This is a genomic window from Ruegeria sp. CDSA020 (assembly GCF_059612345.1).
The window spans coordinates 375070-400403 of sequence record NZ_JBXWQK010000005.1 but is presented as its reverse complement, the minus strand read 5'-3'; the positions used below and the strand labels follow the sequence as shown (position 1 = coordinate 400403).

The window sequence follows — 25334 nt, the reverse complement described above, 5'->3', positions numbered from 1 at the left end:
GGCTAGTCGCCCGGCAGGGCAAATCCCTGCTCTGCAAAGACTGCCATCGCTGCGTCGGTCTGTAGGTAGCTTAGGAAAGCATATGCCTCGGCTGAGGCTTGCATTGTTACAGCGGCCGGGTAGACAATTTCCGGGTGAAGATTTGCAGGGAAAGAGGCCACAACCCGCACCCGATCCTCGGCCTGGGCATCCGATCGGTAGACAACACCAAAGGGGGCAGCCCCCGCGGCAACCAATGCCAGAGCCGCGCGTACATTGTCGGTCTGCGCCACCTGCTGCTGAACACTATCCCAAAGACCTAGGTTTTGCAGCGCCGCTTTGCCGTAAATTCCCGCAGGCACGGCATCGACCAGGGCCATCGCAAGATGCCCACCTGACAAAGCGGCTGAGATGTCCGTCTGCGGGGAAAACCCCTCAATTTCAACGGCCGTCGGCCCACCGATCAGGACAAGCCCATTTCCCAAAAGGTTAACCCGCGATCCAGCATCAATCAGCCCATTCTCATGAAGGACGTCCATCCAGTCACTGTTGGCTGAAATATACACATCCGCCGGGGCGCCCTGTTGAATTTGACGTGCCAGTATAGAAGACGCCGCATACGATATGACAACCTCCTGACCGCTTTGCCGTTCAAAACCCGGTACAAGTGAATCCAGAGCATTTTTCAGACTGGCAGCAGCAAAAACCAAAACATCGTCGGCCTCTGCACGCTGCGGAGTCGATATCAAACTACCCAAAACAATAGCAGCAGCCAGAAAACGGCTTGCGGATGACAGGGTCATATTGTTCCCGTCTCGTAGGTTAAGGTTCCATCAGGGGATATCTGAGGCGGCGGGGGGCGCGCAAGCATCGATAGGACGCATCGTGAATAAGAACCTTTGAAACGGGCAATCCATAGCCGCTACAACACCCAAGATATTTTGAAGGTGCCTGGTCCGAAACGACCGGTTCAGATTTCGTGATCCCTCAGAAAGTCTGATAAATCAGAGCCCGGTTGGCGGAGATATCACCCCAGATGCCCGCCTTGTCTAAATTCAGTGAAAGAAATTGTGCCAGACCCTCTTGCGCCCGCGCGCCGGCTTGGCTAAATGCAGCCTCACGGGTGATTAGCTCAGTTGGTAGAGCGCTTCGTTTACACCGAAGATGTCGGGAGTTCGAGTCTCTCATCACCCACCATTTCCCGCTAGTTTCTAATATCCTTTCTGTGGCCAAATCGACACTGAATGCCCAGTGTTTTGGATGTTTGTATGCTCTGTTTTACGAAACCGATGCTGTTGTAAGCCGGCCCTTGGGAAAACGAATTCAGGCAGGATTCCGGCAGTTACATCTTCATTTCCTCTGGCTCTGAGATGCGCCAAAAATCTAGCGCTCTTTGAATGCCCCCTCGATAGTCTGTTGAACCGGCTTCAATAGGTATGACAAAAGAGTCTGCTCTCCGGTTGTCATTTCGGCCACCACGGTCATGCCTGCACTCAAAGGACGTTGGAACGATCCCGATCCGATTTTGTCTTGGGACAGGGCAAAGGCTGCGCGGAAATAGGTCTCTCCGGTCTGCTCATCTGTCAACGGCAACGGATAGACCGATTGCAGACGCGCCGGGACTTTCCCAAATCGACGCACATCAAAAGTATCAATGCTGACGGCGACCGGCTGATCAGTGCTTACATGCCCAACTTCGGAATTGGGTATCCTCGCCTCGACAACCAGTTCCTGTCGTGTCGGCAATAGTTCAAATATCGCCTCTCCGGGGGCGATGACCTCACCGGGGCTAGGGTGTGTGACCGCCTGGATGATGCCACGAGCCGGAGCAGAAATGCGCAGGGCGTCCAACTTGGAGGTTACCACGCCAACCGATACACGCAGGCGCGCATCTTCCTGTTCCAATTCGGAAAGCCGAATAAGCGTTTCTTCGCGTAACGAAAGGGTTTCCCGGGCCAGAGATGCCTTTGCCAAAGTCAGGGCGTTCCTGAGTTCCGCAACCCGGACCCGCGCGTCAGAGACGGCAGCGCGCAATGCATCAACCTCGTCCTCTTCCTCCAGAAAATCGCTTAGGGATTTGAGGCCTTGTGACTGCAGCTGCGCGTATCGCTGCAAGGCAATCTCTTTCTTGTCCACCCGTTCCTGAGCGACCGTAGCCGCCTTGGCTAGGATAGAAAGTGTCCCCTCCTGCTGGGCGATGGACAGGCGCTGGATACGCTGACTTTCGGCATACAGCTCCAGCGCCGCCGAAGCGCTTGTTAAACCGCTCAGGGCAAGAACCTCGATTTCCGACTGAGACAACGGTTCTGAACTGCCCAGTTTTGTCAGCACGGCGCGCGCGTTCGCCAATTCCTGCCCGACCGCTGACATCTGCCCCGCAAGGACATCGCGCTCGTGCAACAGGTCTGGGTGTTGAAGCTGAATCAGGACATCGCCCTCTTCGACAATCTGACCGTCATGGACATGCACAGACTGAACGACACCGCCCTGCAATGTCTCGATCTGTAAATAGTCTCCGAAAGGGATGATTGTACCCGGTGCGCGCGTGATTTGCGGGATCGCCGTTTGCGCTGACAGAGCAATCAGGCCAGCGATCATCCCCAAAGAGGTCAATGCCAAAAAGGCTGCCAGGCGCGGTTTCTGCCAGCTGCGATTTCGGCTGTTCACTTCCGACGCCTCTTGCGGGATTGGGCTATTCAAGAATATGGCCATGGCTATCCTCCGAGCGCTTTCAACACAGCTTGCAGCTTCTTCCGGCCAGCCTCTCCGGTGGCATTCACAGCAACCTTGTCGCCATTGAGAAATATGAAACGGTCGGCGATCTGCATGAATGAGCGGTCGGCGGTTGCGATGACTACAGTGCATTTCCCCCGCTTGTCACCAACCCAGTGCTTAAACAGGTGACGCCGACGATCCGAAAGACCATTGGTCGGTTCGGAAAACAGAAAGAGCGAAGAAGGCCGCGCCATACAGCGAGCCAGAGTCAGCGCTTTGACCGCCTCTTCAGGCAACTGCGACAGCACTGTGTCGGTCAGTCGCGTTTCCTGGCCTTCTGGTAAAAGTTCGAGATCATGCAGCAGGTCCATCCTGTCCAGAGCCTCGGCAACCTGGTCCGGAGAAAGGCTGGGCACCGCCAGGCGGAAATTTTGCGCGACCGTGCCGTAAAACAAGGATTTCTCATAGGTTGCGTATGTGACAGATTTCCGTATTTCGTCACGGGCGATCTGGCGAATATCTATCCCATCATGCTCGATGGTGCCGCTCAGGGGGCTATACAGCCCGTCTATCAGGTCGAGAATGGCAGTGCGACTTGCCGTATCACTCCCCATGACCAGCACGACCTCACCCGGATTGCACTGGAAACTGACCTGCGAAAGGATCGGAGGATTCAACGGATCGGGACGGTACGTCACCCCCGAAAAACAGACCCAACCGCTAAGCGTCTTCTGATGCGATTGCTTGAGCCCCATTTCCAACTCTTCGGGCAGTCCAAGAACTCGATCGGCTTGTGTGCTGCTGGACCGGAACGACAGAATTTGAGGGAAGCTGGTGTACAGAGATTGAATCGGAGCCAGCACTTTGGACACCAACGCGATGGAGGCGATCATTGCGCCAAAGCTCAATGAGCCATTCAGGGCCCCAAGTGCGCTTAAAACGACTGCCCCGACCGTCGCCAATCCACAGATTGACTGTACAAGCGACTGGGTAAATGACTGAAACAAACGCGCACGTGCTGTCGCGCGTTCGCCGGCTTCAGCAAGGGGCAGACTGCGTGCCAGCCATTGTTTCTGCATTCCCAGATTGACCATCACCTGTTGATGCAGCACCGCGTCATGAATGGCGGCTTGACTGGCCGCATTAGCCTCGGCCACCGACTTGTCCAATCGTTTTTGAAAGGCAGTGGTAAAGATACCAAGGCCGACAAGGAACAGGATCGAACCCAATGTCAACAGACCGACAGATGGCGCCAGATAACACAAAACCGCAAAGAAAATCAGAACGAAGGGCAGGTCAAGAAAAGCTCCCATTACCGGACCGGTAAACATGTCGCGCAGGGATTCGAATTGTCTGAACCGGGACAGTTGCTGATTTATGTCAGACTTCTGAAGCTGGCTCAGTGGAAGGGACATCAACTTGCGAAACAATGCCTCCATCATCTGTCGTTCGCCATTCCAGCCAATGTAAGCAAGCGCTCGGGTACGAGCGTGACGAAAACACAGGTCGGAGAGGCCGATTATGGCCACGCCGAAAGCCAATGAAATTAAAAGATCGACTGATCCAGACGGGATCACGCGATCGTAAATGGCCATGACCAACAGGTGCGCGGTCAGCCCCAGCAGGTTAGTTAGAAACGACGAAATGATCAGCCATGGCATCATCGCCCGCAGGCCACCAAATGCTGCTCCTACAGTTATCGGGCGGTCGTCTTCGTGTTGATGATCAAACCGGTCGATCCTGATAACCCTGCAAGAACGATGTGTTGGCTGTAATAGACGCAGATCGGGATTGAGGTTGTCGCTGACCTGGATGCCGCCCCCTGCTCGTCCTATCGCAAGATAGCAGCCTCCCTGATCTGGAAAGACCATGGCCGGGCATTGCCAATCAGATATCTCGTTTTCGCGGCACCTCAACTGCGTATGGGGAATACCAAGGTTGCGGAGCGTCTGAAGAATATCCTCTACCCGAAACCATTCGGACATGTGTGGCCTAGCTTCGATGATCGCATCCGGACGGTTTCGCCATCCGCCCTGAACCAGAAGCTGCTGTAACAACTGCCCTGCAATTTGCGCGTTCAAAGCAATCATGCCGCCCCCCTTCTGATCAGCTTTGCCGCTGTTTGCTCTAAAGTCGTGTCGAGTTCCCAATCCGCATACACACCCTCGGCAGAGGACCTGAGGCGAACTGTCTCTTGTGTGAGATTCTTCATTCGGGGATCGGGGCTGGCAATAATCAGGGTCAGTCGCGGCGAAACAGACATCAGATAGTCAGCCAGCGCTTGCCTTTCGGCGGTGTCCAAAACTGCCGTTGGCTCATTCATAAGCAGGATGCGCGGCTGCAAGGCCAGAGCCCGTGTCAGGGCGATCATCTGCCTGTTCACCGGGTCTTTTTCAAATGCTGTCCCGGTGTTCAGCGGAGTGTTATAGCCCAGAGGAAGACGATGAATGCGTTTCTCCAGCCCTAATGTTGCAGCTACTGTTTTTGCTCGCTCGACCATCGCGGCATCACCAAAAGCACTGAGGTTTTGCAACAGCGTGCCGGACAGGATCGCTGGCTGAGCCTCGAGCATGACCATGGCGTTCTGCCCACGCTGTGCCGCACGTTGGACTGCGGGCCGTTCGTCGATCCAAACTTCTCCTTGATCGGGCATTCGTTGCCCGGACAGGGCGTCGAAAAGCTCGTCCACCATCCAGCTTTTCTCGGCTTCGATCAAAATCCCAGCAGAAGGCGCGCCGTGAAAGCTGATGGGGCCGAAACTGTGGCCACAGCCATTCAACCGTTTCATCAAGACTTCATTGACCTCGATTCTGCCGGTCAAGGCTGGCTGATCAGAGACCGCATTGGGAACCGTCTGCAGACTGTCCATTTCGCCAAGCCTGCTGCGCGAGATCGCCACATTCTCGGATTGCACCCAAAGCGCCATCAGTTTGGTCAACGGCTGCACAATTCGGCCGTTCAGCAACATGCAGGCGGCCATTTCGGCGATGCCAATCAGGTTGTTAATCACCAGATAGGCCCCAAGCAGACCCATCGCCGCCACGGTCATTTGCGAAAAGATAGCGCCGAAGTTCTGTGCGAACCCGGAAAACTGGATCAACTTCCGGCTCATATCCACCGTCTGGCTTTCGAGCATCTCGAACCGACGGGTCATTTGCGGCTCCATCCGGTTGACCTTGACCGTCTGCATGTTGGTCAAAATCTCGGACAAAAACGCATAGCGGCGCGTATCGACCGTTTTGCGGCGGCGGAACAAATGCCATTGCGCGCGCTTCATGATTGCCGCGAAAATGGTAACCGTGCAAAATGCCCCAATCGGGACCAGCACCAGCCACCCTCCGATCAACCCGATCAGCACCGCAAACAAAAGGGTGAATGGCAAATCAATCAACAGAGTTTGCCCCTGCCCGGCCTGATGATCCCTGAGATGGCCGATCGCCCCGTAACGCTCGGCATAGGTGCTTGGCGGAACCTTGGAAAAGCTCAGCGTATTCGCGGTGACGACCGTGGCCATAAACTTTTGAAAATTCGAGACTGCGGAATCTTCGGCAGCGGCGGACAGCAAAATCGCGCGGCATTGACGCAAAATCAGCTCAACAACCGCGCTGACCAAAAGCACAACTGTCAGAACACGCAGCGTGTCAATCGACTGAAACGGAATGATCCGATCAAAGATCAGCAGGATCGAAATCGGCATCAGCAGTGAGAGCACATTCAGCGAAATGGATGCGGCCCAAACTGGGATATTGCTTTGTCCTGCCGTCATTCGCCCGGCAAACCTACGCGGTTTCATCGTTCTCTTCACCCAGTTGGTTGGCCTTCAGATTTGGGGGCCTAAAATTGAAGAACGGTAAATCCGTGCACCTTGAGAATGAAAATTTTCGCTTAAAATTTAACGGTTTAATTGACCTTCGCTGAACACCTGCATGGTAAAAGATGACGTGAATCAACACGTTTCCTGAGGTGTCATGCGATGGGCGATATGAAAGACAATCCGGAGTTTCGGGCGAAAACACTGCAGGCCGAACACGATGAAACGCATGAAATCGCCGCTCATCTATCGCGCAACACCGTCAACACCTCTGACGACCCCAGCCGCAGCACATTGCATACTGGCGAACAACAATCCGGCACTCTGGAAGACCGCGCGCATTTTGAAGAGTCGATTGAAACGCTGAACGTCACCGCGCCAACCGCGGTTGAAAGTTTCGAGGCACCAACCGACCAGAGCCTATCCAATTTCAGCACAACTGGATTCTCAGGTGCCGCGCAGCCTTTGCAGTCTGAGGACACAGCGGACACACCCGCGGTGCATACCCCGCCTCTCGAAGGGAACATGCCCGCCCAAACTCCTTTCAAGCTGCAACAGGCCATTGAAATTGACCCACTGGCTCTGCAAACGGCGGAAGGAAGTAAGCCGATTTCATTCCAGAAAACTGCCGGACAGTCTCCAGATTTTTCGGAGCCGGACGTGAACGACGCCCCCGAAGAAATCTTGTTGGACGGCACGACTATAGCCGAAAATGCAGTGGGCGGCGTGGTCGGTACCCTTTCGGTTGTGGGCCCGGATGACGGGGACACACATACATTCGAAGTCTCGGATGCCCGCTTCGAAGTTGTCGACTGTCAGCTACAGCTAAAACCCGGCCTCTCGCTGGATCATGAGGAGGCGGCGCAGGTCGAGGTGGATGTCACAGTCACCGATGCCGGCGGGTTGAGCCTGACGGAAAGATTCACGGTTGATGTTCTCGACGTGAATGAAGGACCAGTAGGTATCGCGCTGGACGATACCACAATATCGGAAAACGTCGCCGGTGCGATTGTTGGCCGAATCGAGGCGATCGACCCGGACGCGGAAGATGCCCACGTATTCGAAGTGTCAGATGACCGGTTCGAGCTCTTCAATGGAGAGCTTCGCGTGAAACCCGGGATGCAGTTTGATCACGAAGAGACCGCTCAGATCGACCTGCAGGTCACCGCCACCGATTCTGAAGGGCTGAGCGTGACCGAGTCTTTTGTCATCAACATCAAAGACATCAACGAAGGACCCACAGATCTTAGCCTTGGCCATGACACTGAAAACCTGATCCGCAACGGTAGTTTCGAAGAGTTTGACCTTGATGAAGGTCGCTGGCGGGGATTTGACGGCGACGATAGCGGCGCCTGGACCGACGCAAATGGAATCGAAATCTGGGACCGTCTTGGCGGCACTCAGGCCTCTGAAGGGGACCAACTGATGGAAATGGACCATGCGCGCGGCGTAGACAGCATCTCTCAGGTCGTCGAAACCGAGGCAGGCCAGCTTTATGATCTTGGCATCGACCTGCGCGAACGCCTTGCAGGTGGAACGGACACGGTTGAGGTCTACTGGAATGGCAATTTGGTCGCGGAGCTTGATCCTCAATCCGCCGAATGGCAAACATTCGACCTTCAGGTGGTTGGAACCGGTCAGGACAACCTGGAGCTGAGGGAAGCTGAAAACCAAAATGACAGCTATGGCGCGCTTGTCGACAACATTACTCTGACTGCGGCCGAGCTAACGGTGGCCGAGAATGTTGAAGGTGCCGTTGTTGGAAAAATCTCTATTGACGACCCTGACCTTGGCGACTCGCATCGGTTTGAAGTCTCTGATGACCGGTTCGAGGTTGTCGACAACCAGTTGCGGCTAAAACCTGATGTGGCGCTTGATCACGAAGAGGCCTCATCTGTAACGGTGGATGTAACTGTCATTGACGAGGGCGGTCTTACTCTGACCGAAAGCTTTATCGTCAATGTCGCGGACATGGTCGATCCCCGCATTTCCGCCGGCACAGATGGGGACCAGCCCCAAGTCACCGAGAGCGAGCCTGACGAGCCTGAACCAGATGCAAAACTCTCTGATGGGAGTGATGCCCAAGACCCCATTTCGGAAAAGGCAGAGTTTCAGCCAGATGGTCTCGGTCCGGTTCGGCCTGAATCGCCTGCTGATCCAAACCAACCTTCGGCACCATATGAGAGCGGAGAACAGCCCCCTGCCCCAAGCGCCGAGATGCAAACTGGTTTTCATGCAAGTTACTACGATGTGGACCACAGACTGACCCGAATGGATCAAATCGACTGGAACTCAGCCCCGGCCCATCAGGAAGTTGTTTCCGAAATCGACTACGAACTTGGAAAAGACTCATTCTGGGAAGGCGGATCCTCGGACACATTCGGTGCCAGGCTGGAAGGGTCCTTCACTGTCGAGGAAGGGGGCAGCTATACTTTCTTTGCCGGAGCAGATGATGGGATTGCTGTTTTCATCGATGGAACAAAGATCATCGAGTACGATAAGCCAAATGGGTTTCGCACGTATTCAGAAGAGGTCAATCTTGAGCCTGGGACTTATGGCATCGAAGTCCGATATGTCGAGAACCACGGCCATGCGGGGCTGAAGCTGGAATGGGACGGTCCGGATACCGATGGCCGTGAGGTGATGCAGGCCGATCCCGGTTTGTCGGTTCCCAAGGACGACGCGATCCAAGTTGGCATCCAAGTGTCGCATGCGTCTGATCAGGCGAATGTTACACTGGAGGGGTTACCGGCAAATACCCTGATAATCAGTGGTGAGCATTCGGTGATCACCAATGGTGATCCGGTGGATTTGTCGGGTTGTAATCTCAACCACCTGGAGCTTTCCCCGCCAGTAGGTTTCGAGGGCGTAATTCATGGTCAGATCGTTGTGTCAGACATAGACAGCGCCGGCACTCTCATCACTTCGGAAAACCCATTTGCCCTGACCGTCGGTGACGACCCTGACAGCACAGGGAATTCTTTGGACGAAGAACTGGCTTGCGAAGCGCTGTACACGAGTACTCCTGGAACCCTGCCTTGGGATGCTATCCATTCGACCGACAATGCCCCAGAGGTGGATGTTCTGGACGAGCCGATCTCAACCTTCGGAGATGCAAATATTACTTGTATTGAAACAGATACTTATGAGAGATTTGATTGGTAGTGAATGCAATGCTCAGTGGAGCCGACCTGCATTCTGTTCTGGGATGCGATCTTTGCCACAGGCTTCTTGCCGAGACACTAGAATTTTGATTTTGCAGACGGTCCAACACCTATATTTTCTTTGGTTGTGCCCAAGGCACAGTCTGGCCAAAATTTCAGCAAATTTATGACAGAAATCACACCTAGCTGCGGCGTTCGAAACGAATCTGCTCTAGGTGAGATCAAATGAAAAAGTTGGCCATTCTTCTTATATTTATGCCCTTCACGGCGCTCGCAGAAGAGCGGGTGTTTGAATGTCAGTCGCCAGACGAACAGCATCCCGAAATGGCTGCGAAACTGATCAAATATGAAGATCAAAACAAAGGTCGTATCAAGATCGGTGACATCGACAAAGAGGTCGATGTTTTCCCGGGGCTCGATACCTTGACCTACCTGTATATCGGCGAGGATCACACGCTGAGTTATAACGTCCACCCCCAGAAAGGCACGTTCGATTTCTCTGCCTCTGGTAGTAGAACCGGTTGGGGCAAAGGAACTTGCACGGAAATCACAGGGCAATAACCCGCATCTCCTCCTAACAATGCACCGGCCTGTTCCATGGGCGTGTGCTTGCGGCAAACAGTTGCTGCACCCGCAGTAGCGCCACATATCTATCGGCGGACCAACCAGCACTGTGCCTTTTTCAAGTATACGCATCGCGCCGCTTCCGTCCCGAAACGGCGCGATGACATTTCAGTTAATGCGCGCCACTGCGCTTGGCGTTGACGACCGTCTGCTCCAGGGGGTTATAGCCTTCGGGAACAGGCACAAGATTTACCCTTTTTGCATAGTCCTCAAAATAGGCCTGCATCGCCGCGACACGCTCGGGCATCTGGTCCGCCAGATTGTGTAATTCCGACGGATCAGCTTCGATATCAAACAGCTCCCATTCGCCTGTGCCTTTAGGGGCCAGATTCTGCATCAGTTTAAATTTTCCCTGGAATACTGCCGAAGACCCTGCAAGCTCATATCCGACCGGGTTGTTATCGTCGCGCACGGTTTCCGTCTCACCCTTCAGGACCGGCATCATACTGATACCGTCTGGCGTATAAATTTCGCGACCGTCATAGACCGGTCCGGGAACGTCTACGCCGGCAACGTCAAGAAGTGTTGGAACGATATCGCGAACAAAGGCAAATTTATCGACTTGCGATCCGGGCTCAACAACGCCCGGGAATTTCACGATCAAAGGGACACGCAAACCACCCTCGGTCGAGAATGTCTTAAAGTAGCTGCCCGGAACCGCTGCGGCTGCCGCCCAGCCAGGGCCGTAATCAGCATAGACACCCTGCTGCCCCATATCCGAATAATCGCCGTCAAAATCCTCGATATAGACCTTGTCGTAATGGGCTTTGTACCAATCACGATAGGCTTCAGACAGCGGCAACTGGTTCGGATCCGGGCCGTTATCCGCAAGGAAAATGACGATGGTGTTGTCCGCAATACCTTTTTCATCCAGATAGCTCAGAATCCTGCCGATATTGACATCCATATTGTCCAGCATTCCGGCATAGGTCTGCATCCGTCGCGCGTTGAATGCTTTTTCTTCGTCGTTAAGCTTTTCCCAATCCGGCATCTGCCACGGTTCATAAGAGGTTTTCGCAAACTCCGGGTCCAATTCCACATCCGGAGAGATCAGCCCAAGTTCCTTCTGCTTTTCCAGACGCGAAACCCGCAGGGCCTCGAACCCTTCGTCATAAACGCCGTCATATTTGTCGATGAATTCTTTTGGCGCCTGATGAGGGTAATGGACGGCCTGATACCCGACCCAGGCCAAAAATGGTTTACCGTCATCCAGGTTGCTGTCGATGTAATCGATCATCGTTTGGGTATAAAAATCGGATGAGAAGTAGTCGTCCGTTGGCAGGCTGACAAGCTTGTCGTCCTCGTAATAGTGCACCCGCGTATAGAACGGGGCATAGGGCTGCTCGACCCAGTTATCCGCACCGCTTTCGCCCAGCATAAAGGATTTCTCAAATCCGCGGTCATAAGCGATCGTGCCAGGCTCATGACCCAGGTGCCATTTGCCGGTCATATAGGTGTGGTATCCTGCGTCGCGCAACAAACGCGGCAACGCAACAACCTTGTCGTTCAAATGACCTTCATAGCCAGGCTTGCCGAATTGGTTATCGGCCTGAATCTCTAACATATTGCCGAGGCCTGCGAGATGGTTGTCGACACCGCTGATCAGCATAGTCCGAGTGGGCGAGCAAGACGCTCCGACGTGGAAATTGGTGAACAGCATACCGTCATCTGCCAGCTGGTCGATCGAGGGCGTTTCGATTTCACTGCCAAATGCACCAACATCGGAAAACCCCATGTCATCTGCGATTAGAATAAGAACGTTTGGGCGTGTATCCTCAGAATCGGCAAGTGCTGCAGTCGTTGATAACGCCGAAGCGCCAAGCACAGCTAATATATTCCTTAAAGGAACCATTGAATCCTCCGTTATGTGGGAAGTCCGGGGCGTCGTGCCACGGTCGACAATAATGTCGCAGGAAACGACAATTCCGGCTACAGAAAGAGACGACCATTCCATCATTTGGTATGAGCGTTCTGAATATTGGAACGAGGGTGCAAATGATTGATTCCAAAGCCATAGATGCGGTGCGCTCATTGGCCAGACACGGCAACTTTCGCGTGGCAGCGGATGCAATCGGAACCTCTCCGGCAAGTTTCTCACGCTATATCGGCCAGGCAGAAACTTATGCCGGTCAGGCGCTATTCGAACGGACAGGCCGCGGCGCAACCATCAGACCGGCGGGGAAACGCTTTCTGCAACTTCTGGACGCGCTGCACAATGCGACCAGCCAATTTGAAGCAGGAGTCAAACGGCTGCGTTCGGTCGGTCCCGAGGTGCTGAATATCGGCTGCGGACCCCTGACGACCCGGACGATCATCACGCCGCTTCTGGCAGAGCTGCTTGATAACTGGCCAGATCTTCGCGTCCGCGTTGATGTGCGGGCCACCATGGAACCCCTCGAAGCATTGCGGATAGGGCGTCTGGACGTGGCGGTTTGCGATCTGACACACACGCCCAACCTAAGCGATCTGGACATTCAGGTCGTTCGAAAGGAACCCGTTTTCTTCTGCGCTCGCCCCGACCATCCCATTCATCAGGCTACTCCGGTCTTAATCGCTGAGGTGTTTCGGCATCCGTTTATAACCGCGCATATGCATCGCCACTGGCGCTCTGCCATTGCCGCCACTTTGGGGAATGACGAGAAAGCCTGGCATATTGTTGACCGATTGCCCCAGATCGAAAGTGACGATTTCTCTTTAGTTGCCGATATGGCCTGCAGAGCAGACCTGATTGCCGGAGGAATGAAGGAAGATTTTGATCAGCACCTGAAATTGGGGATGTTGAAAGAGATACGAACCACGCAACCTCTGACCTGGAACATATGCGTTGCCCGTCGCAAGGGCGTCAAATTTGCCGCGCTTGATATGTTCTGGAATCGATTGTGCCACCGGTACGGGGCGGAATACCCGGCGATTAGTCTACATCGCGGACAACGCGAAATCCGACATGATTGCTGCCCAACGACATCTCAACCGGCTGCCGCGCAGCAGGTCGGTAACGCAGACAGAAATTCGGCGCGCAAAGCCATGAGCCCCCTTTGACCAACCGCATTGCACCCATCGATGCGCTACCGAACTGGGCGGCAAAGGCCTTTTCCGGGCCGGTAGGATCAATTTGGTCGCCAGGAATGTGCCCCGGCACCCACCAGTCGGCCACGTGCTCCCAGACATTGCCCGCCATGTCATACAGGCCGTAGCCATTGGCCACATATGAAGCTACGGGTGCGGTTCCGACATGGCCATCGTCAGCGAGGTTTTTGCTTGGGAACTGTCCTTGCCAGGTGTTTGCCTTCCACCCATTGCGGGGATCATAGCTGTCACCCCAGGTGTAGTCGGCGCCTTCGATCCCGCCGCGAGCTGCAAATTCCCATTCGGCCTCGGTCGGCAGACGACCTCCGATCCACTCTGCAAATTCTGCGGCATCCTCGGGTGACACATGCACCACCGGATGGTCGCCCAGTTCCGCAATCGAACTGCCCGGTCCTGCCGGGTGTCGCCAGCTTGCACCTTTGACATAGCGCCACCATGCGTTGGGATTATTCAGCGACACCGCTTCCTTAGGCTGGGCGAAGACCATCGACCCAGGCTCAAGCAAATCTGCAGGCAGACCCGGGAAATCCTCCGCCGACAAGCCACGCTCTGCCGTTGTCTGATACCCGGTTTCTTCGACAAATTTCGCAAATTGGTCGTTGGTAATTTCTGTCCGCGTAATGTCGAAGGACCCGACATTCACTGGATGGACCGGAGTCTCTTCCGCTTGAAAGTTTTGCGAACCCATCAGGAATTCTCCACCATCCAGCCGGACAAACTCAGGACCTGGTTTGGAACTGATACTGGTATACCAAACGGCAAAGCATACAATCGCAACCACGGGAACCGAGCCATAGGCTAGCAATCTTCTTGAAAGGGGCATGTAGCATTAACCTGTTGGATCTATCAGGGGTGAATGTAGTGATTTGGTACGGTTTTCAATCCCCTACTGTGAATGAGCAGCATTTCCCCCTTCGACCTGAGCTTCAACGAAAGGCGCACCTGCCTGCTGCGAGGCAAATTCACCGACACTTGTAAATTCATGTCGAATTGGGACCGCTGTTCAATTCAAACGATCCACAGCCGCCAAAGCACCTGACAGAGCGACCTTGATCTCTGAGGGCATGCTTCTGCCCTGTTTATATTGATTGGCCGCGATCCAACCTGCCTTGTGCCCCCGTGCGCCGATCGCCTTCATCCGTGCATCAGCCGCAGAATCCGGCATTTTTTCAACCAGGTTTCTCGAATACTCGATCTCATCGCGGGACAAAATCATACCAACCGCACTGTAAACATCCATGCCTACTTGCATCGTCAAATGATCCAGCCGATGCGTTGCCCCAGACAACATGCGCGTGCAAAAGGCCGCCAGAAAATACCAGCGAAAGATCGCAAGTATGCGCTTCTGAGTATCAGGGACTGTATCCACCTCAAATAATGCCGTGGCGGATATCTTTTCAAATGCTGCACTGGCCGCCTGTGAGGCCTGAATAATCTGATCCTCGCGCACGTCTACGGGTATGACTGGCGGGACAGGTGTCACGACCGGCTGGTAAGTTTCGAAATTCATGCATGGCCTCCGGCTTTGGTTGCTGAAGGGAACATGGGGGTTCGAAAATGCATCCCGATGTGAATCTCTGCCATAGTTTGTAAGTATACCCGGTATTTTGGCTAAACTTAAAAGCCATTTTTCATATGTAACGCAAACTCAAGGACAAACTTGGCTATTTGAGCTATTAATTGTGTGGGATTTGGGCCGCATTTTTTGCAGAAATCTGGGCCTTTATATCGCCCTAAACCCCCTTACATCTGACACGATCTTGCAGAATTTGTGCCCTTTTTACCAAATACAAACAGTCAATCCTGCTGATCAGTTTACGAGTTTGAATTTAACGAGGGGGTACAAGCGGGACTAGGGGGTGAGCGCCTGCCGGGCCGGGCTCGCCCTAGGGCAGAGCAGCTCCCCCCGCCGCCTTCCGTCAGTCGATTTTGCTTTTTTGCGAATGCGGTGTGACACCAAAACTGGATCGATAAACCCGCGAGAAATGGCCGGGATTTTCAAAGCCACAAGCCAACGCGACCTCGGTGACGGATGCTTCGGTCTGAAGCAAAAGCTTTTGCGCGCGTTCCAGGCGCAATTCCATAAAGTATTTTTTGGGCGAAGTGTTGAGATACTTACCAAATAACCGCTCTAACTGGCGCGTGGATATGCCAAGATCATCCGCGATCTTTGACGGAGAAACCGGTGCTTCAAGGCATTCGCGCATGGTATGGATAGCCCGAGCCAGATGTGCGTTACGCATCCCGTTGCGCGATTGCAATGATACCCTTTGTTTGGCCGTTGCGTTGCGGGCAGCATTATACACCATCTGATCTGCAACCGCGATCGCCAGCTCCTCACCGTGGTCGCGTCCGATCAGATGCAGCATAAGATCGGCAGTTGCCGTCCCACCCGATGCCGTGATGTGTTTCGCGTCTGCCACGAAGACACTGCGCACAAGGTTCACCTCTGGGAACGCTTCCATAAACGCATCGTGATATTCCCAGTGGATCGCAGCCTGAGAGCCATCCAGAAATCCGGCCTCTGCTAGAAGCCAAGCACCAGAACACAATGCCCCGATTGGCGTGCCCCGCGCACGTTCGCGTCGCAACGTCGCCAGAAGGTCACGTGAGACATGGTTGCGCATGTGGATGCCCGACAAGACAAACAACTGATCAGTCTTTGGAATATCGCCCAACCCGCCATGCACAAGTGTCACCACCTTATTGGAACATACTGCACGCTCTGCGTCCTCCGATATCAGCGTCCAATCATATAGCGTTTCCTCACTGACCAGATTGGCGATCCGCAGTGGTTCGACGGCGCAGGAAAAGGCGAGATGCGAGAACTCCTCGATCAGAACAATGGTGATGTGCCGCATCTGAGGCATAGGGCTTTCCACTTTGTTCGGCCGGATTGGCTGAGTCTTTGTCGTTGGATTATGCTGCACGAAATTTCTATGTATACAATATGTATTTTATTCGGATACAAAAAGGAGGCAATCGAACCCAATCGATTCTTGCTGGCTGGGCTGGAGGATCCGGATGAAGGACGTCGCAAAAACCCGCAAAACGCAGCTGGCCGAGCACTTGAAGGTCTCGATCCTGACTTTGCGCCTGCAACCCGGCACCGATCTGGACGAGGTGCATCTGTCCGATGCGTTTGGCCTGTCGAGAACGCCTTTACGCGAAGTGTTCCGACAACTCGCCGGAGAAGGGTATCTGGACCTGCGCACAAACCGCAGCGCGCGCGTGTCCGAAATGTCGTATACCACCTTGCGCGATTTCTTTCTGGCCGCGCCGATGATCTATGGTGCAATCCTGCGACTGGCAGCGGCGAATGCAAAGCCTGTGCAGATTGAAGCCCTGAAAACCGCACAGCAGGCATTCAAGGCCGCGCTGCGGGATGGGGCAGCCGAAGAGCGCGCCCTGGCCAATAACCGCTTTCACGAAGTGACCGGCGAAATGTCGGGCAATGTCTATCTATTGCCCTCTTTCAACCGTTTGCTGATTGACCATGCCCGTATCGGCATGACCTTCTACCGGCCACAGTCGGGCAGGATGGTCGAAAACCTGTCCGAGGCAAGCCAGCAACACGACGCCATCATCGACGCCATCGAGGCACGCGATGAAACGGCTGCTGCGCAGCTGGCCGAAGATCACTGGAACCTGTCACGCGATCAGATCGAACTGTTCGTGATGCCCGATGCGCTGGATGTCCCAATGGGCCTCCCACCGCTTTCGAAACCAGCATGAGGACGGAATGAACCCAATTTTCCGATTTGAGGGGGTCTTTACCCCGGTGGTTACGCCCTATCAGGCCGATGACAGCGTGAACTGGGACGCGCTGGCGCAGGTGATCGAGCTTCTGATCAAGAATGGCGTGCATGGTCTGATCTCGGGCGGGTCGACCGGTGAGAATTATGCGCAGACCGTGGAGGAACGGCTGGAATTGGCGCGGTTCACCCATGTGCGTCTGAAAGGCCGTTTGCCTCTGGTTGTTGGCACGGGCGCGATGTTGACGTCGGACTCGGTTGCGCTGGCGTCGGGTGCAAAGGAAATCGGGGCGGATGCGATCCTTTTGGCCAGCCCGCCCTATTCGGTGCCCACCGACCGCGAAAATGCGCTGAATGCGCTGACCATCGACAAGGCCGCCGACCTGCCGGTAATGCTGTACAACTATCCTCACCGCACAGGCACGATGATGGGCGAGGAATTCCTGGACCGCGTCGGGCGCAGCAGGAATTTCTGCGGCATCAAGGAAAGCTCGGGCGATATCAACCGGGTGCATCTTCTGGCGCGGGACTATCCGCATATCCAACTGGGATGCGGTATGGACGATCAGGCGCTGGAATTCTTTGCCTGGGGCGCGCCGTTCTGGGTCTGTGGCGGCTCGAACTTTCTGCCTGCCGAGCATGTGGCGCTATACCAGGCCTGTGTAATCGAGGGCGATTTTGCCAAGGGCCGCCGGATCATGTCGGCGCTGATGCCCTTGATGCGGGTATTAGAACAGGGTGGCAAATTCATCCAGACCATCAAGCATGGTGTCACAATGAATGGGATTGACGCGGGCACCGTTCGACCGCCGCTGAAATCTTTGAACAAAGATGACAAACGCGCGCTAGAGCAAGTGACGCGCGTGCTGAAACAGAAAATCGCTGACATCATGGCAGAGGGGTAAGGTATGACATTGCTGACGCAGGACGAATACGACTCCATCGCCGCGGGTCTGACCTTGCCAACCGGCGCCTTTATTGATGGCGCGTACCGCCCGGCGATTTCCGGGCAGTCCTTCACAACGGTTAACCCGGCGACCAACAAGAAATTGGCCAACATTGCCGCCTGCGGTGTAGCGGACGTGGATTTTGCCGTCGAGAAGGCGCGCGAAGCGTTCGAAGATGGCCGCTGGTCGAGGCTGCACCCATCCGAGCGCAAAAATGTGCTGATCCGGTTGACCAAACTGATCACACGCAATGCACGTGAACTGGCGGTGATGGAAAGTCTCGACAGTGGCAAGACCATCTTTGACTGCGAGACCGTCGACCTGCCCGAGACCATTCATTGCCTGAAATGGCACGCCGAGGCGATCGACAAGATCTATGATCAGGTCTCGCCCGCCAGTGACGACCACATTGCTTTGGTCGTGCGCGAGCCGATTGGCGTTGTCGGGCTAGTCCTGCCCTGGAATTTCCCATTGCTGATGCTGGCATGGAAAATCGGGCCCGCTCTGGCTGCGGGCTGCTCGGTGGTGGTGAAGCCGGCCGAGGAGACTTCACTGACGGCATTGCGGCTGGCCGAACTGGCGATGGAGGCCGGTCTGCCACGCGGCGTCCTAAACATCGTCCCCGGCGCAGGTGCCGAGGTGGGCGAACCTATCGGACGGCACATGGATATCGATATGGTGTCCTTCACCGGTTCAACCGCGACTGGCAAACGGTTTCTGAGCTATTCGGCGGAAAGCAACGCCAAAGAGGTGGTGCTTGAAATGGGCGGCAAGAATCCGGCCATTGTGATGGAAGATGCAGAAAATCTGGACCGCGTGGCGGCACATATCGTCAACGGTGCGTTCTGGAATATGGGTGAGAACTGCTCGGCCACGTCCCGCCTGATTGTCCACAAGGACATAAAGGCCGAGTTGCTCGACCGCATCGCCCATCATGTAAAGCAATGGAATGTCGGCGAGCCTCTGAACCCGGAAACACGATTGGGCGCAATGGTCAGCGAAGCTCATTTCGATAAGGTCTGCGGATACCTGGATCAGGCCGAAAACGTGGTGATCGGAGGCAAAGCGGACAATGGCTTTGTCGAGGCCACCGTAGTCGAACTCCCTGGCAATGACGCCATCCTGGCACGTGACGAAATCTTTGGTCCCATTCTTTCGGTGATCACGGTTTCCAGCTTTGATGAGGCCATCAAGATCGCCAACGATACCGAGTATGGTTTGTGTGCGTCGATCTTCACAGCCAATGCGAAACGCGCCATTCGCGGGGCGCGGATGATCCGGGCGGGAACGGTGACTGTGAACAGTTTTGGTGAGGGCGATATCACCACGCCCTTTGGCGGCTATAAACAGTCTGGCTTTGGTGGGCGCGACAACTCGATCCATGCGCATGACCAGTATACCCAGCTAAAAACCATCTGGTTCGACCTGTCCGACGATGCGGATGAGGCCGTGGATTGAGCAGCTATGCCGCCCGAACCCTGCCAGTCCATCGCGGACCTGCGGCCTGGAGCGTCATATTAGGCGATCCACTCCCGGCCCAAGAACTGGATGGTGATCTGACGGCGGATGTCGTGATTGTTGGTGCCGGTTTCGCAGGGTTGTCAGCGGCACAGCGTTTGAGGCAGCTGCAAAGCGACGCAAAGATTGTCGTGCTTGAGGCTGGCCGCGTGGCCGAAGGGGCTGCGGGGCGCAATACGGGTTTTATGATCGATCTGCCACATGACCTGGCCTCGGACAATTATTCCGGGCCGGGGGATGATCGCACCATGATCACATTAAACCGACTTGCAATTGATTTTGCCCGATCGGCGGTCGAGCAATATCAGATCGACCCGAATTTCTTTGATCCGGCTGGCAAGGTTAACGGAGCGGTGAGCGCGGCGGGACATGCACATAATATCAGCTATGCGCATCATCTCAGCACTTTGGGTGAGACCAGTGAAATGCTCGACCAACAGCAGATGCACGCCCTGACAGGGTCGCGCCACTATCGGTCGGGGCTATACACACCCGGCACGGTTATGTTGCAACCAGCAGGCTATATTCGCGGTCTGGCTGCGGGACTGATCAAGGATGGCATTGCATTGTACGAGAGCTCTGGCGTGTCCGGATTTGAGAAGCAAGGCGGTGCGTGGCTGGTAAAAACCGCGCGCGGTACCGTCAGCTCTGGTGCAGTCATCCTGACGGTGAACGGGCATCTGGAAAGCTTTGGGATCGAGCGCGACCGACTGATGCAACTGTTCCTTTTTGCGGCAATGACCCCGGAGCTGGACGCCGAAGTGCTGTCGCGGCTTGGGGGGCAACCCCGCTGGAGTGTCACACCATCTGATCCGTTGGGTACAACGATGCGGCGCATTGATACGGCGCAGGGCGGCAATCGGATCATAACCCGTACCTGCGCGGCCCTGCGCCCGGGCATGACCTCAACTGCTGGTGATCTGGCGCGCGCCTCGCGGGTGATGCAGCGCAAATTCGACCAGCGATTTCCGCAGTTGGCGGGGCTGGACATGCAATATCACTGGGCCGGTCATCTCTGCCTCAGCCTGAACGGCGTTTCCGTCGCGCGAGAGGTCGAACAGGGCGTGATTTCCGGCTGCGTCCAGAATGGGCTAGGCACGGCGCGCGGCACCCTGACCGGTATCGCGGCAGCAGAACGCACCTGCGGCCACAGCTCGAATATCACCCGGTATTTCGACGCCCAGGATCAACCCAAACGCCTGCCCCCAAAGCCATTCCGAGAGATCGGTGCCAATGCAGTGCTGCGCTGGAAAGAATGGCGCGCGCGGGACGAGTGATCAGGGCAGGCTCAGCTTGGCCATGCGGCCTCCGTCGACTGTGTAGACCTGCCCGGTGATAAAGCTGGCATCATCCGACGCCAGGAAGGCGACCAGCGCCGCAACCTCTTGCGGGCTTCCGGTTCGGGCAACGGGGTGTATGCGCTTGATATCCTCGTGAAATGTCTCCGGGTCCGGCATTGAGGCGATGAAATCCAAGTTCAACTCGGTGTCGATCCAGCCAGGGGCCACGGCGTTGCAACGAATGCCCTCTGCCCCATGATCCACGGCCACCGCTCGTGTCAGGCCATGCAACCCGGCTTTGGATGCGCAATAGGCAGCATGGCCGGGATTGCTGCCCAGCCCCTCAATCGAGCCGATATTGACAATCGCCCCGCCCGCCCGCCGTAGATGGGGCAGCGCCGCCTTGATCAGCAGGAACGGGGCCGTGAGGTTGACTGTCAGCGTGCGCTGCCAGTCTGCAAGGCTCATCTGCTCGACGCCGGCTTCCTGCATCATGCCTGCATTATTGACCAGAATGTCCAATCGCCCGGACAGATCAACGACCTGATTGACCACCGTTTGCGGGCTGTGGGGATCTCTGAAATCGGCCTCGAACCCTTCGAATTCCGGATCGCTCCCACGTTGCACGGTAAAGACCCGTGCACCTTCGTGTTGCAAACGTTCCGCGATGGCGCATCCGATACCGCTGCGCCCGCCCGTAACCAGTGCGGTTTTGCCGGTAAATCGCGTCATGAAACCGGTTTTCCTCCGTTCACTTCCAGCAATGCCCCGCACACATAGCGCGCGGCGTCCGAGGCAAGAAACATCACCACATCAGCAATATCTTCGGGCTCGGCGATACGCCCCAAGGGCACCGTCCGGCCCAGCTCTGCCACGGCAGTATCCGGATCGAAGCCGCGTTTTTCAAACCCCGACCGCAGCATCGGCGTGTTTACTTCATTCGGGCAGACGGCGTTAATGCGGATGCCCTGATGCGCGTGGTCCATACCCATGCATTGTGTCAACGACGCAATAGCTGCCTTGGTCATGCAATAGACCGCGTGGTTCGGCCCAGGGCGCAGCCCCCAGCATGACGCGGTGTTCACGATCGCGCCACCACCACGCGCCGCCATGATCGGGATTGCGGCGCGACAGATGCGAAAGGGCGCCTCGACATTTACGCCCAGCGACAATGCCCAGTCGGTATCCAAAGTCTCGGTCACCGCTCCGCGGGTGATGACCCCCGCATTGTTGACGACGATATCCAGCCCGCCCAGCGCATCCGCCGCATGTTGCGGCAATGCATCTGCATAAGCGCTCTCGCGCAAATCGCCGGGCAAATGGGCGTCGGCCTCGATACCCTCAACCGAAATGTCCGCAACCGCAACCCGTGCCCCTGCCTGCCGCATCCGCTGTGCAATAGCAGATCCGATGCCGCCCGCAGCCCCTGTGATGAGCGCTGTTTTGCCCGTCAGCTCCATTTTCCCTCCGAGTGCTAAATGGAAACCCACCCGACAATGCAGTCGGGATAGGTCCAAGGCGAAATCTTTAATAGGTTTGGTTCAGCTCGTCAGCGGCGGGAATTTCCCGTTCTCGCCGGGCAATATAGTCCAGCAGGGCCTCGTTTTTGGCCACGTCCAGTGTCGGTTCCTGGTATTCGGCCAGCAGCTTGCGCGCGTGCTTCAACGCGCGCTCAGTGATCTCAACCCCGCCTTCTGCCACCCACTGCTCAATCGAGTTATTGTCGAACATCTCGGGCATGAAAAACGCCGTTTGAAAATTGTCCTGCGTGTGCGGATGACCCAGATAGTGCCCGCCTGGACCGACCTCTGGAATGGCGGCAAGAGCTTGGTCAAAATCATCCCATTGCGGGCCTTCTGCCATGCGATAAGCCATCGCACATTGCTCAGCATCGACAATGAACTTGGCGGTGGAACAATGCATCCCAGCCTCATTCCAGCCAGCCGAATGCCAAATATAGTTCGCACCGGAATGAAGAACCGCCTGCAGCGTCGTGGCGGATTCGTACCCGGCCTGCGCATCAAATGTCTTGGCCCCACCCAGCGTGTTCGAGGTGCGCCATGGAACGTCGTAGAACCGGGCCATCTGCCCGATCATAAAGTTCATCAGGCTGATCTCGGGCGTGCCGGCCATCGGGGCACCTGATTTCATCGACACCGTCGACAGGTAGTGCCCGTAAATCGCCGGAGCACCTTTGCGAATGACTTGGGTATAGGCCAGCGCGCTCAGTGCTTCGGCGTTCAATTGCGCCACGGTGGCGGGAACCGATGCGGGCGTATTGGCCCCGCCCAAAACAAAGGGCGAGCACAACACAGGCTGATTGCGGCGAGAAAAGGCCCGCATCGCGCCCAGCATCGTTTCGTCCCAGACCAGCGGAGAGTTTCCGTTGCAGTTGCCCGTGGTGACCGGATGATCTTCAATGAAATCTTCCCCGAACAGGATCGCACACATCTCAATGACGTCTTCGGCGTTTCTGGGCGAGGTGGTCATACCCATGAACGTCTTGTCCGAATGTTTCATCGACGAATAGGTAATCCGCAGATGTCGCTGACTGATCGGGTGGTCGTAAGGTTCGACAATGTGATGCGCCGAGGAATGCATCGCCGGCAGCATGTGGCTTAGTTTGTGGAACATTGCTAGATCATCGAGCGTCGGATTGCGCCTCACGTCATCGAGATCGCGCAGAAAGGGCGCGCCGGTCATCGGCACAAAGATCGAGTGCCGTCCGCCCAGTCGCACGTTCTTGTTCGGATCGCGAGCATGATAAGTGAAGGTGCTGGGAATGGTGGCGATCAGCTCTCGGACCAGGCCCCGGTCCAGATAGACCAGTTCGCCCTCGACCTTTGCACCAGCTTTTTTCCAATCCTCCAGTGCGATTGCATCGCGAAACTGAACACCGACATTCTCGAGAATATCCATTGAGGCGCTGTCGATCCGGTCGATCTGGCTGCCATCCATCACCTCGCATAGGGGGATGCCTCGGGTCAGGCCGGGCAACATCTCGAAATTCGGAGCAGAGCGCAGCGCGCGCCGGGCCGCGCGGCCACCGGTTCGGGTCATGGTACGCATATTCACAGGGCGATCCTCCAATCCTCCCCAAAAGATTGCGGTATTTGGTCAAAGCAAGCCTCACTAATTGCGATACATGTTTGCAGGAAGCGACCCACACCCGAAACCGCCGAAATGATCTACAGACCCATGATGACGACCAGACCTGGTATCAGTTCTACCATGCTTGGCGCGGGATCATCTCCGCCCATATCCATGATCCACTCCATGTCCGTGATGGCATAAGAACCGTCAATGAACTGGCTGACACCAAACCCGGTCGTCACAGAAACATTACCTGATTTTGACGGCACGCATCGGAAACCCGGCACTCGACATCATCGTTTTTGAAAATTTCTTCTGGTGCACAATCTTAAAAAGTCCAATATTTGAGTGAGAATAATTAACCTGAAGACCACCAACGGCTACACCTGTCATGTCCAGACGCCACTATAATCTGCCGCCGCTCACCACGCTGTCGGCCTTCGAAGCCGCTGCGCGCCATCTAAGCTTCAAGAATGCGGCTGAAGAACTGTCAGTGACGCCGGGCGCGGTCAGTCATCAGATCAAAGCGTTGGAAGGTGATCTTGGCACCGCCTTGTTCCAGCGCAAACACCGGGGGGTCGAACTGACGGAAGACGGCAAAGCGCTGTATGACGCGCTGGCTTCTTCGTTTACCCGCATCTCAAAAACACTGGCAACAATCCGCGACCGTGCCACCGTCGAAAAGGTAACCGTAGGATCAACCACTGCAGTGGCTGCTCTTTGGTTGTCGCCATCGGTAATCCGGTTCTGGCGCGAAATGCCTGAAGTAAATGTTGACCAGCTTTCACAGGATCGACCATTTCGGGATCGGCCGGATATCGATTTCTTTATTCGCTACGGCCGGGACGGCAACGGTGACCTTTCGCACACTCCTCTGTTTCGGGATTGTCTGGTCCCCGTCGCCTGCCCAGAGGTGGCGGATCGGTTGGCCGGTGCAAGCCTTGAAGATCTCGCCGCTGAACGACTGATACATCTAGACTCTGAAGACCGCAGCTGGACCACTTGGCCCGAATGGTTTCAACAACTCGGGTACACGGGAACCATTCCGATCGATTCTCGTGTGAACAGCTATTCGGTAGCCCTCCAGCGGGCGCGTAAGGGGGCCGGGTTGGTTCTTGGATGGCAACGATTGATCCAACCCATGCTGCAATCGGGAAAGCTGGTGGCAATCGGGCCCCACCTCCAGATCGCTCCAAACCAGTTTTATCTGGTTGGCCGCTCGGATGAAGACTTGTCCGAAAGTGCCCGGGCGCTGAAAGATTGGATCATTCAAGAGGTTCAGGACGGTTCGGTTTAGGTGAAATCACTCTGTGATGAGGTTTTCTGATATTGAGTGGATGCCAGCGTATCCGCCAATAGAG

18 protein-coding genes, 1 tRNA gene and 2 pseudogenes are annotated in these 25334 nt (G+C 55.6%); 9 read left to right on the top strand and 12 right to left on the bottom strand.

The annotated features are described in order from the left end of the window. Positions 1-2 precede the first annotated feature (2 nt). Positions 3-782 carry a molybdate ABC transporter substrate-binding protein gene (modA, locus tag AC2FJW_RS11455; protein ID WP_496696136.1) on the bottom strand — a complete coding sequence of 260 codons (780 nt, stop codon included), beginning with the start codon at positions 780-782 and terminating at the stop codon, positions 3-5. A 318-nt stretch (positions 783-1100) separates the two neighbouring features. Between modA and AC2FJW_RS11450 the strand changes: the two genes are divergently transcribed. Beyond that, positions 1101-1176 (top strand) — tRNA-Val (locus AC2FJW_RS11450). A gap of 186 nt (positions 1177-1362) precedes the next feature. On the opposite strand, the gene AC2FJW_RS11445 is transcribed toward AC2FJW_RS11450, so the two are convergent. The 3 genes from AC2FJW_RS11445 to AC2FJW_RS11435 are packed head-to-tail and all read right to left on the bottom strand — an operon-like array spanning position 1363 to position 6460. After that, the gene (locus AC2FJW_RS11445) at positions 1363-2691 is read right to left on the bottom strand and encodes an HlyD family type I secretion periplasmic adaptor subunit (protein WP_496750118.1); all 1329 of its coding nucleotides are present in this window, start codon (positions 2689-2691) and stop codon (positions 1363-1365) included. Positions 2692-2693: 2 nt separating this feature from the next. Next, complete coding sequence (locus tag AC2FJW_RS11440; RefSeq protein WP_496750117.1) at positions 2694-4784, bottom strand: ABC transporter transmembrane domain-containing protein; 2091 nt, start codon at positions 4782-4784, stop codon at positions 2694-2696. Then, positions 4781-6460 (bottom strand): ABC transporter transmembrane domain-containing protein, encoded by a 1680-nt coding sequence (locus AC2FJW_RS11435; RefSeq protein WP_496750116.1) that lies wholly within the window; start codon positions 6458-6460, stop codon positions 4781-4783. Before AC2FJW_RS11435 ends, AC2FJW_RS11440 begins: the two co-directional genes overlap by 4 nt. A 207-nt stretch (positions 6461-6667) precedes the next feature. Between AC2FJW_RS11435 and AC2FJW_RS11430 the strand changes: the two genes are divergently transcribed. Together AC2FJW_RS11430 and AC2FJW_RS11425 are read left to right on the top strand one after the other, a co-directional pair. Then, positions 6668-9670, top strand: coding sequence for a PA14 domain-containing protein (locus AC2FJW_RS11430; protein WP_496750115.1), 3003 nt, complete (start codon positions 6668-6670; stop codon positions 9668-9670). Positions 9671-9894: 224 nt separating this feature from the next. Next, positions 9895-10230 carry a hypothetical protein gene (locus AC2FJW_RS11425; RefSeq protein ID WP_142635900.1) on the top strand — a complete coding sequence of 112 codons (336 nt, stop codon included), beginning with the start codon at positions 9895-9897 and terminating at the stop codon, positions 10228-10230. A gap of 175 nt (positions 10231-10405) precedes the next feature. On the opposite strand, the gene AC2FJW_RS11420 is transcribed toward AC2FJW_RS11425, so the two are convergent. Beyond that, positions 10406-12145 carry an arylsulfatase gene (locus AC2FJW_RS11420; RefSeq protein WP_496696146.1) on the bottom strand — a complete coding sequence of 580 codons (1740 nt, stop codon included), beginning with the start codon at positions 12143-12145 and terminating at the stop codon, positions 10406-10408. 110 nt (positions 12146-12255) lie between these two features. On the opposite strand from AC2FJW_RS11420, the pseudogene AC2FJW_RS11415 reads away from it, so the two are divergent. Further along, positions 12256-13128 (top strand): annotated as a pseudogene (locus tag AC2FJW_RS11415) (LysR family transcriptional regulator); the annotation flags it as partial. Between the two features lie 76 nt (positions 13129-13204). Here AC2FJW_RS11415 and AC2FJW_RS11410 read toward each other — a convergent pair. The 3 genes from AC2FJW_RS11410 to AC2FJW_RS11400 form a co-directional block, all read right to left on the bottom strand. Beyond that, positions 13205-14203 carry a formylglycine-generating enzyme family protein gene (locus AC2FJW_RS11410; protein ID WP_496750114.1) on the bottom strand — a complete coding sequence of 333 codons (999 nt, stop codon included), beginning with the start codon at positions 14201-14203 and terminating at the stop codon, positions 13205-13207. Positions 14204-14383: 180 nt separating this feature from the next. Further along, complete coding sequence (locus tag AC2FJW_RS11405; RefSeq protein ID WP_496750113.1) at positions 14384-14890, bottom strand: hypothetical protein; 507 nt, start codon at positions 14888-14890, stop codon at positions 14384-14386. A gap of 409 nt (positions 14891-15299) precedes the next feature. After that, positions 15300-16250: a GlxA family transcriptional regulator gene (locus tag AC2FJW_RS11400; protein WP_271948134.1), complete on the bottom strand. Its 951-nt coding sequence runs from the start codon at positions 16248-16250 to the stop codon at positions 15300-15302. 154 nt (positions 16251-16404) lie between these two features. On the opposite strand from AC2FJW_RS11400, the gene AC2FJW_RS11395 reads away from it, so the two are divergent. From AC2FJW_RS11395 to AC2FJW_RS11380, 4 genes are read left to right on the top strand one after another with little or no spacing between them, the layout of a single operon-like run. Beyond that, a complete protein-coding gene (locus AC2FJW_RS11395) occupies positions 16405-17115 on the top strand; it encodes a GntR family transcriptional regulator (RefSeq protein WP_271948135.1) in 711 nt (236 codons plus the stop codon). Between the two features lie 7 nt (positions 17116-17122). After that, positions 17123-18040, top strand: a complete 918-nt coding sequence (locus AC2FJW_RS11390) for a dihydrodipicolinate synthase family protein (protein ID WP_496750112.1) — start codon at positions 17123-17125, stop codon at positions 18038-18040. A gap of 3 nt (positions 18041-18043) precedes the next feature. Further along, positions 18044-19540, top strand: coding sequence for an aldehyde dehydrogenase (locus AC2FJW_RS11385; protein WP_496750111.1), 1497 nt, complete (start codon positions 18044-18046; stop codon positions 19538-19540). Beyond that, a complete protein-coding gene (locus AC2FJW_RS11380; RefSeq protein ID WP_496750110.1) occupies positions 19537-20877 on the top strand; it encodes an NAD(P)/FAD-dependent oxidoreductase in 1341 nt (446 codons plus the stop codon). The genes AC2FJW_RS11385 and AC2FJW_RS11380 overlap by 4 nt, the downstream gene beginning before the upstream one ends. Here AC2FJW_RS11380 and AC2FJW_RS11375 read toward each other — a convergent pair whose 3' ends face one another. From AC2FJW_RS11375 to AC2FJW_RS11360, 4 genes and pseudogenes are all read right to left on the bottom strand, one after another. After that, a complete protein-coding gene (locus AC2FJW_RS11375; RefSeq protein WP_496750109.1) occupies positions 20878-21612 on the bottom strand; it encodes an SDR family NAD(P)-dependent oxidoreductase in 735 nt (244 codons plus the stop codon). Then, positions 21609-22340, bottom strand: coding sequence for an SDR family NAD(P)-dependent oxidoreductase (locus AC2FJW_RS11370; protein ID WP_496750108.1), 732 nt, complete (start codon positions 22338-22340; stop codon positions 21609-21611). The genes AC2FJW_RS11375 and AC2FJW_RS11370 overlap by 4 nt, the downstream gene beginning before the upstream one ends. Positions 22341-22407: 67 nt before the next feature. After that, the gene (locus AC2FJW_RS11365) at positions 22408-23949 is read right to left on the bottom strand and encodes a trimethylamine methyltransferase family protein (RefSeq protein ID WP_142635980.1); all 1542 of its coding nucleotides are present in this window, start codon (positions 23947-23949) and stop codon (positions 22408-22410) included. A 122-nt stretch (positions 23950-24071) separates the two neighbouring features. Then, positions 24072-24221, bottom strand: a pseudogene (locus tag AC2FJW_RS11360) (BCCT family transporter); the annotation flags it as partial. A gap of 143 nt (positions 24222-24364) precedes the next feature. On the opposite strand from AC2FJW_RS11360, the gene AC2FJW_RS11355 reads away from it, so the two are divergent. Continuing rightward, positions 24365-25270, top strand: coding sequence for a LysR substrate-binding domain-containing protein (locus AC2FJW_RS11355; RefSeq protein WP_282021563.1), 906 nt, complete (start codon positions 24365-24367; stop codon positions 25268-25270). The last annotated feature ends 64 nt before the right edge of the window (positions 25271-25334 follow it).

What these genes read in the sequence shown, in the direction of transcription:
- modA (WP_496696136.1), bottom strand. Translation starts at nt 782, where the DNA reads ATGACCCTGTCATCCGCAAGCCGTTTTCTGGCTGCTGCTATTGTTTTG.
- AC2FJW_RS11445 (WP_496750118.1), bottom strand. Translation starts at nt 2,691, where the DNA reads ATGGCCATATTCTTGAATAGCCCAATCCCGCAAGAGGCGTCGGAAGTG.
- AC2FJW_RS11440 (WP_496750117.1), bottom strand. Translation starts at nt 4,784, where the DNA reads ATGATTGCTTTGAACGCGCAAATTGCAGGGCAGTTGTTACAGCAGCTT.
- AC2FJW_RS11435 (WP_496750116.1), bottom strand. Translation starts at nt 6,460, where the DNA reads ATGACGGCAGGACAAAGCAATATCCCAGTTTGGGCCGCATCCATTTCG.
- AC2FJW_RS11430 (WP_496750115.1), top strand. Translation starts at nt 6,668, where the DNA reads ATGGGCGATATGAAAGACAATCCGGAGTTTCGGGCGAAAACACTGCAG.
- AC2FJW_RS11425 (WP_142635900.1), top strand. Translation starts at nt 9,895, where the DNA reads ATGAAAAAGTTGGCCATTCTTCTTATATTTATGCCCTTCACGGCGCTC.
- AC2FJW_RS11420 (WP_496696146.1), bottom strand. Translation starts at nt 12,145, where the DNA reads ATGGTTCCTTTAAGGAATATATTAGCTGTGCTTGGCGCTTCGGCGTTA.
- AC2FJW_RS11410 (WP_496750114.1), bottom strand. Translation starts at nt 14,203, where the DNA reads ATGCCCCTTTCAAGAAGATTGCTAGCCTATGGCTCGGTTCCCGTGGTT.
- AC2FJW_RS11405 (WP_496750113.1), bottom strand. Translation starts at nt 14,890, where the DNA reads ATGAATTTCGAAACTTACCAGCCGGTCGTGACACCTGTCCCGCCAGTC.
- AC2FJW_RS11400 (WP_271948134.1), bottom strand. Translation starts at nt 16,250, where the DNA reads ATGCCTCAGATGCGGCACATCACCATTGTTCTGATCGAGGAGTTCTCG.
- AC2FJW_RS11395 (WP_271948135.1), top strand. Translation starts at nt 16,405, where the DNA reads ATGAAGGACGTCGCAAAAACCCGCAAAACGCAGCTGGCCGAGCACTTG.
- AC2FJW_RS11390 (WP_496750112.1), top strand. Translation starts at nt 17,123, where the DNA reads ATGAACCCAATTTTCCGATTTGAGGGGGTCTTTACCCCGGTGGTTACG.
- AC2FJW_RS11385 (WP_496750111.1), top strand. Translation starts at nt 18,044, where the DNA reads ATGACATTGCTGACGCAGGACGAATACGACTCCATCGCCGCGGGTCTG.
- AC2FJW_RS11375 (WP_496750109.1), bottom strand. Translation starts at nt 21,612, where the DNA reads ATGACGCGATTTACCGGCAAAACCGCACTGGTTACGGGCGGGCGCAGC.
- AC2FJW_RS11370 (WP_496750108.1), bottom strand. Translation starts at nt 22,340, where the DNA reads ATGGAGCTGACGGGCAAAACAGCGCTCATCACAGGGGCTGCGGGCGGC.
- AC2FJW_RS11365 (WP_142635980.1), bottom strand. Translation starts at nt 23,949, where the DNA reads ATGCGTACCATGACCCGAACCGGTGGCCGCGCGGCCCGGCGCGCGCTG.
- AC2FJW_RS11355 (WP_282021563.1), top strand. Translation starts at nt 24,365, where the DNA reads ATGTCCAGACGCCACTATAATCTGCCGCCGCTCACCACGCTGTCGGCC.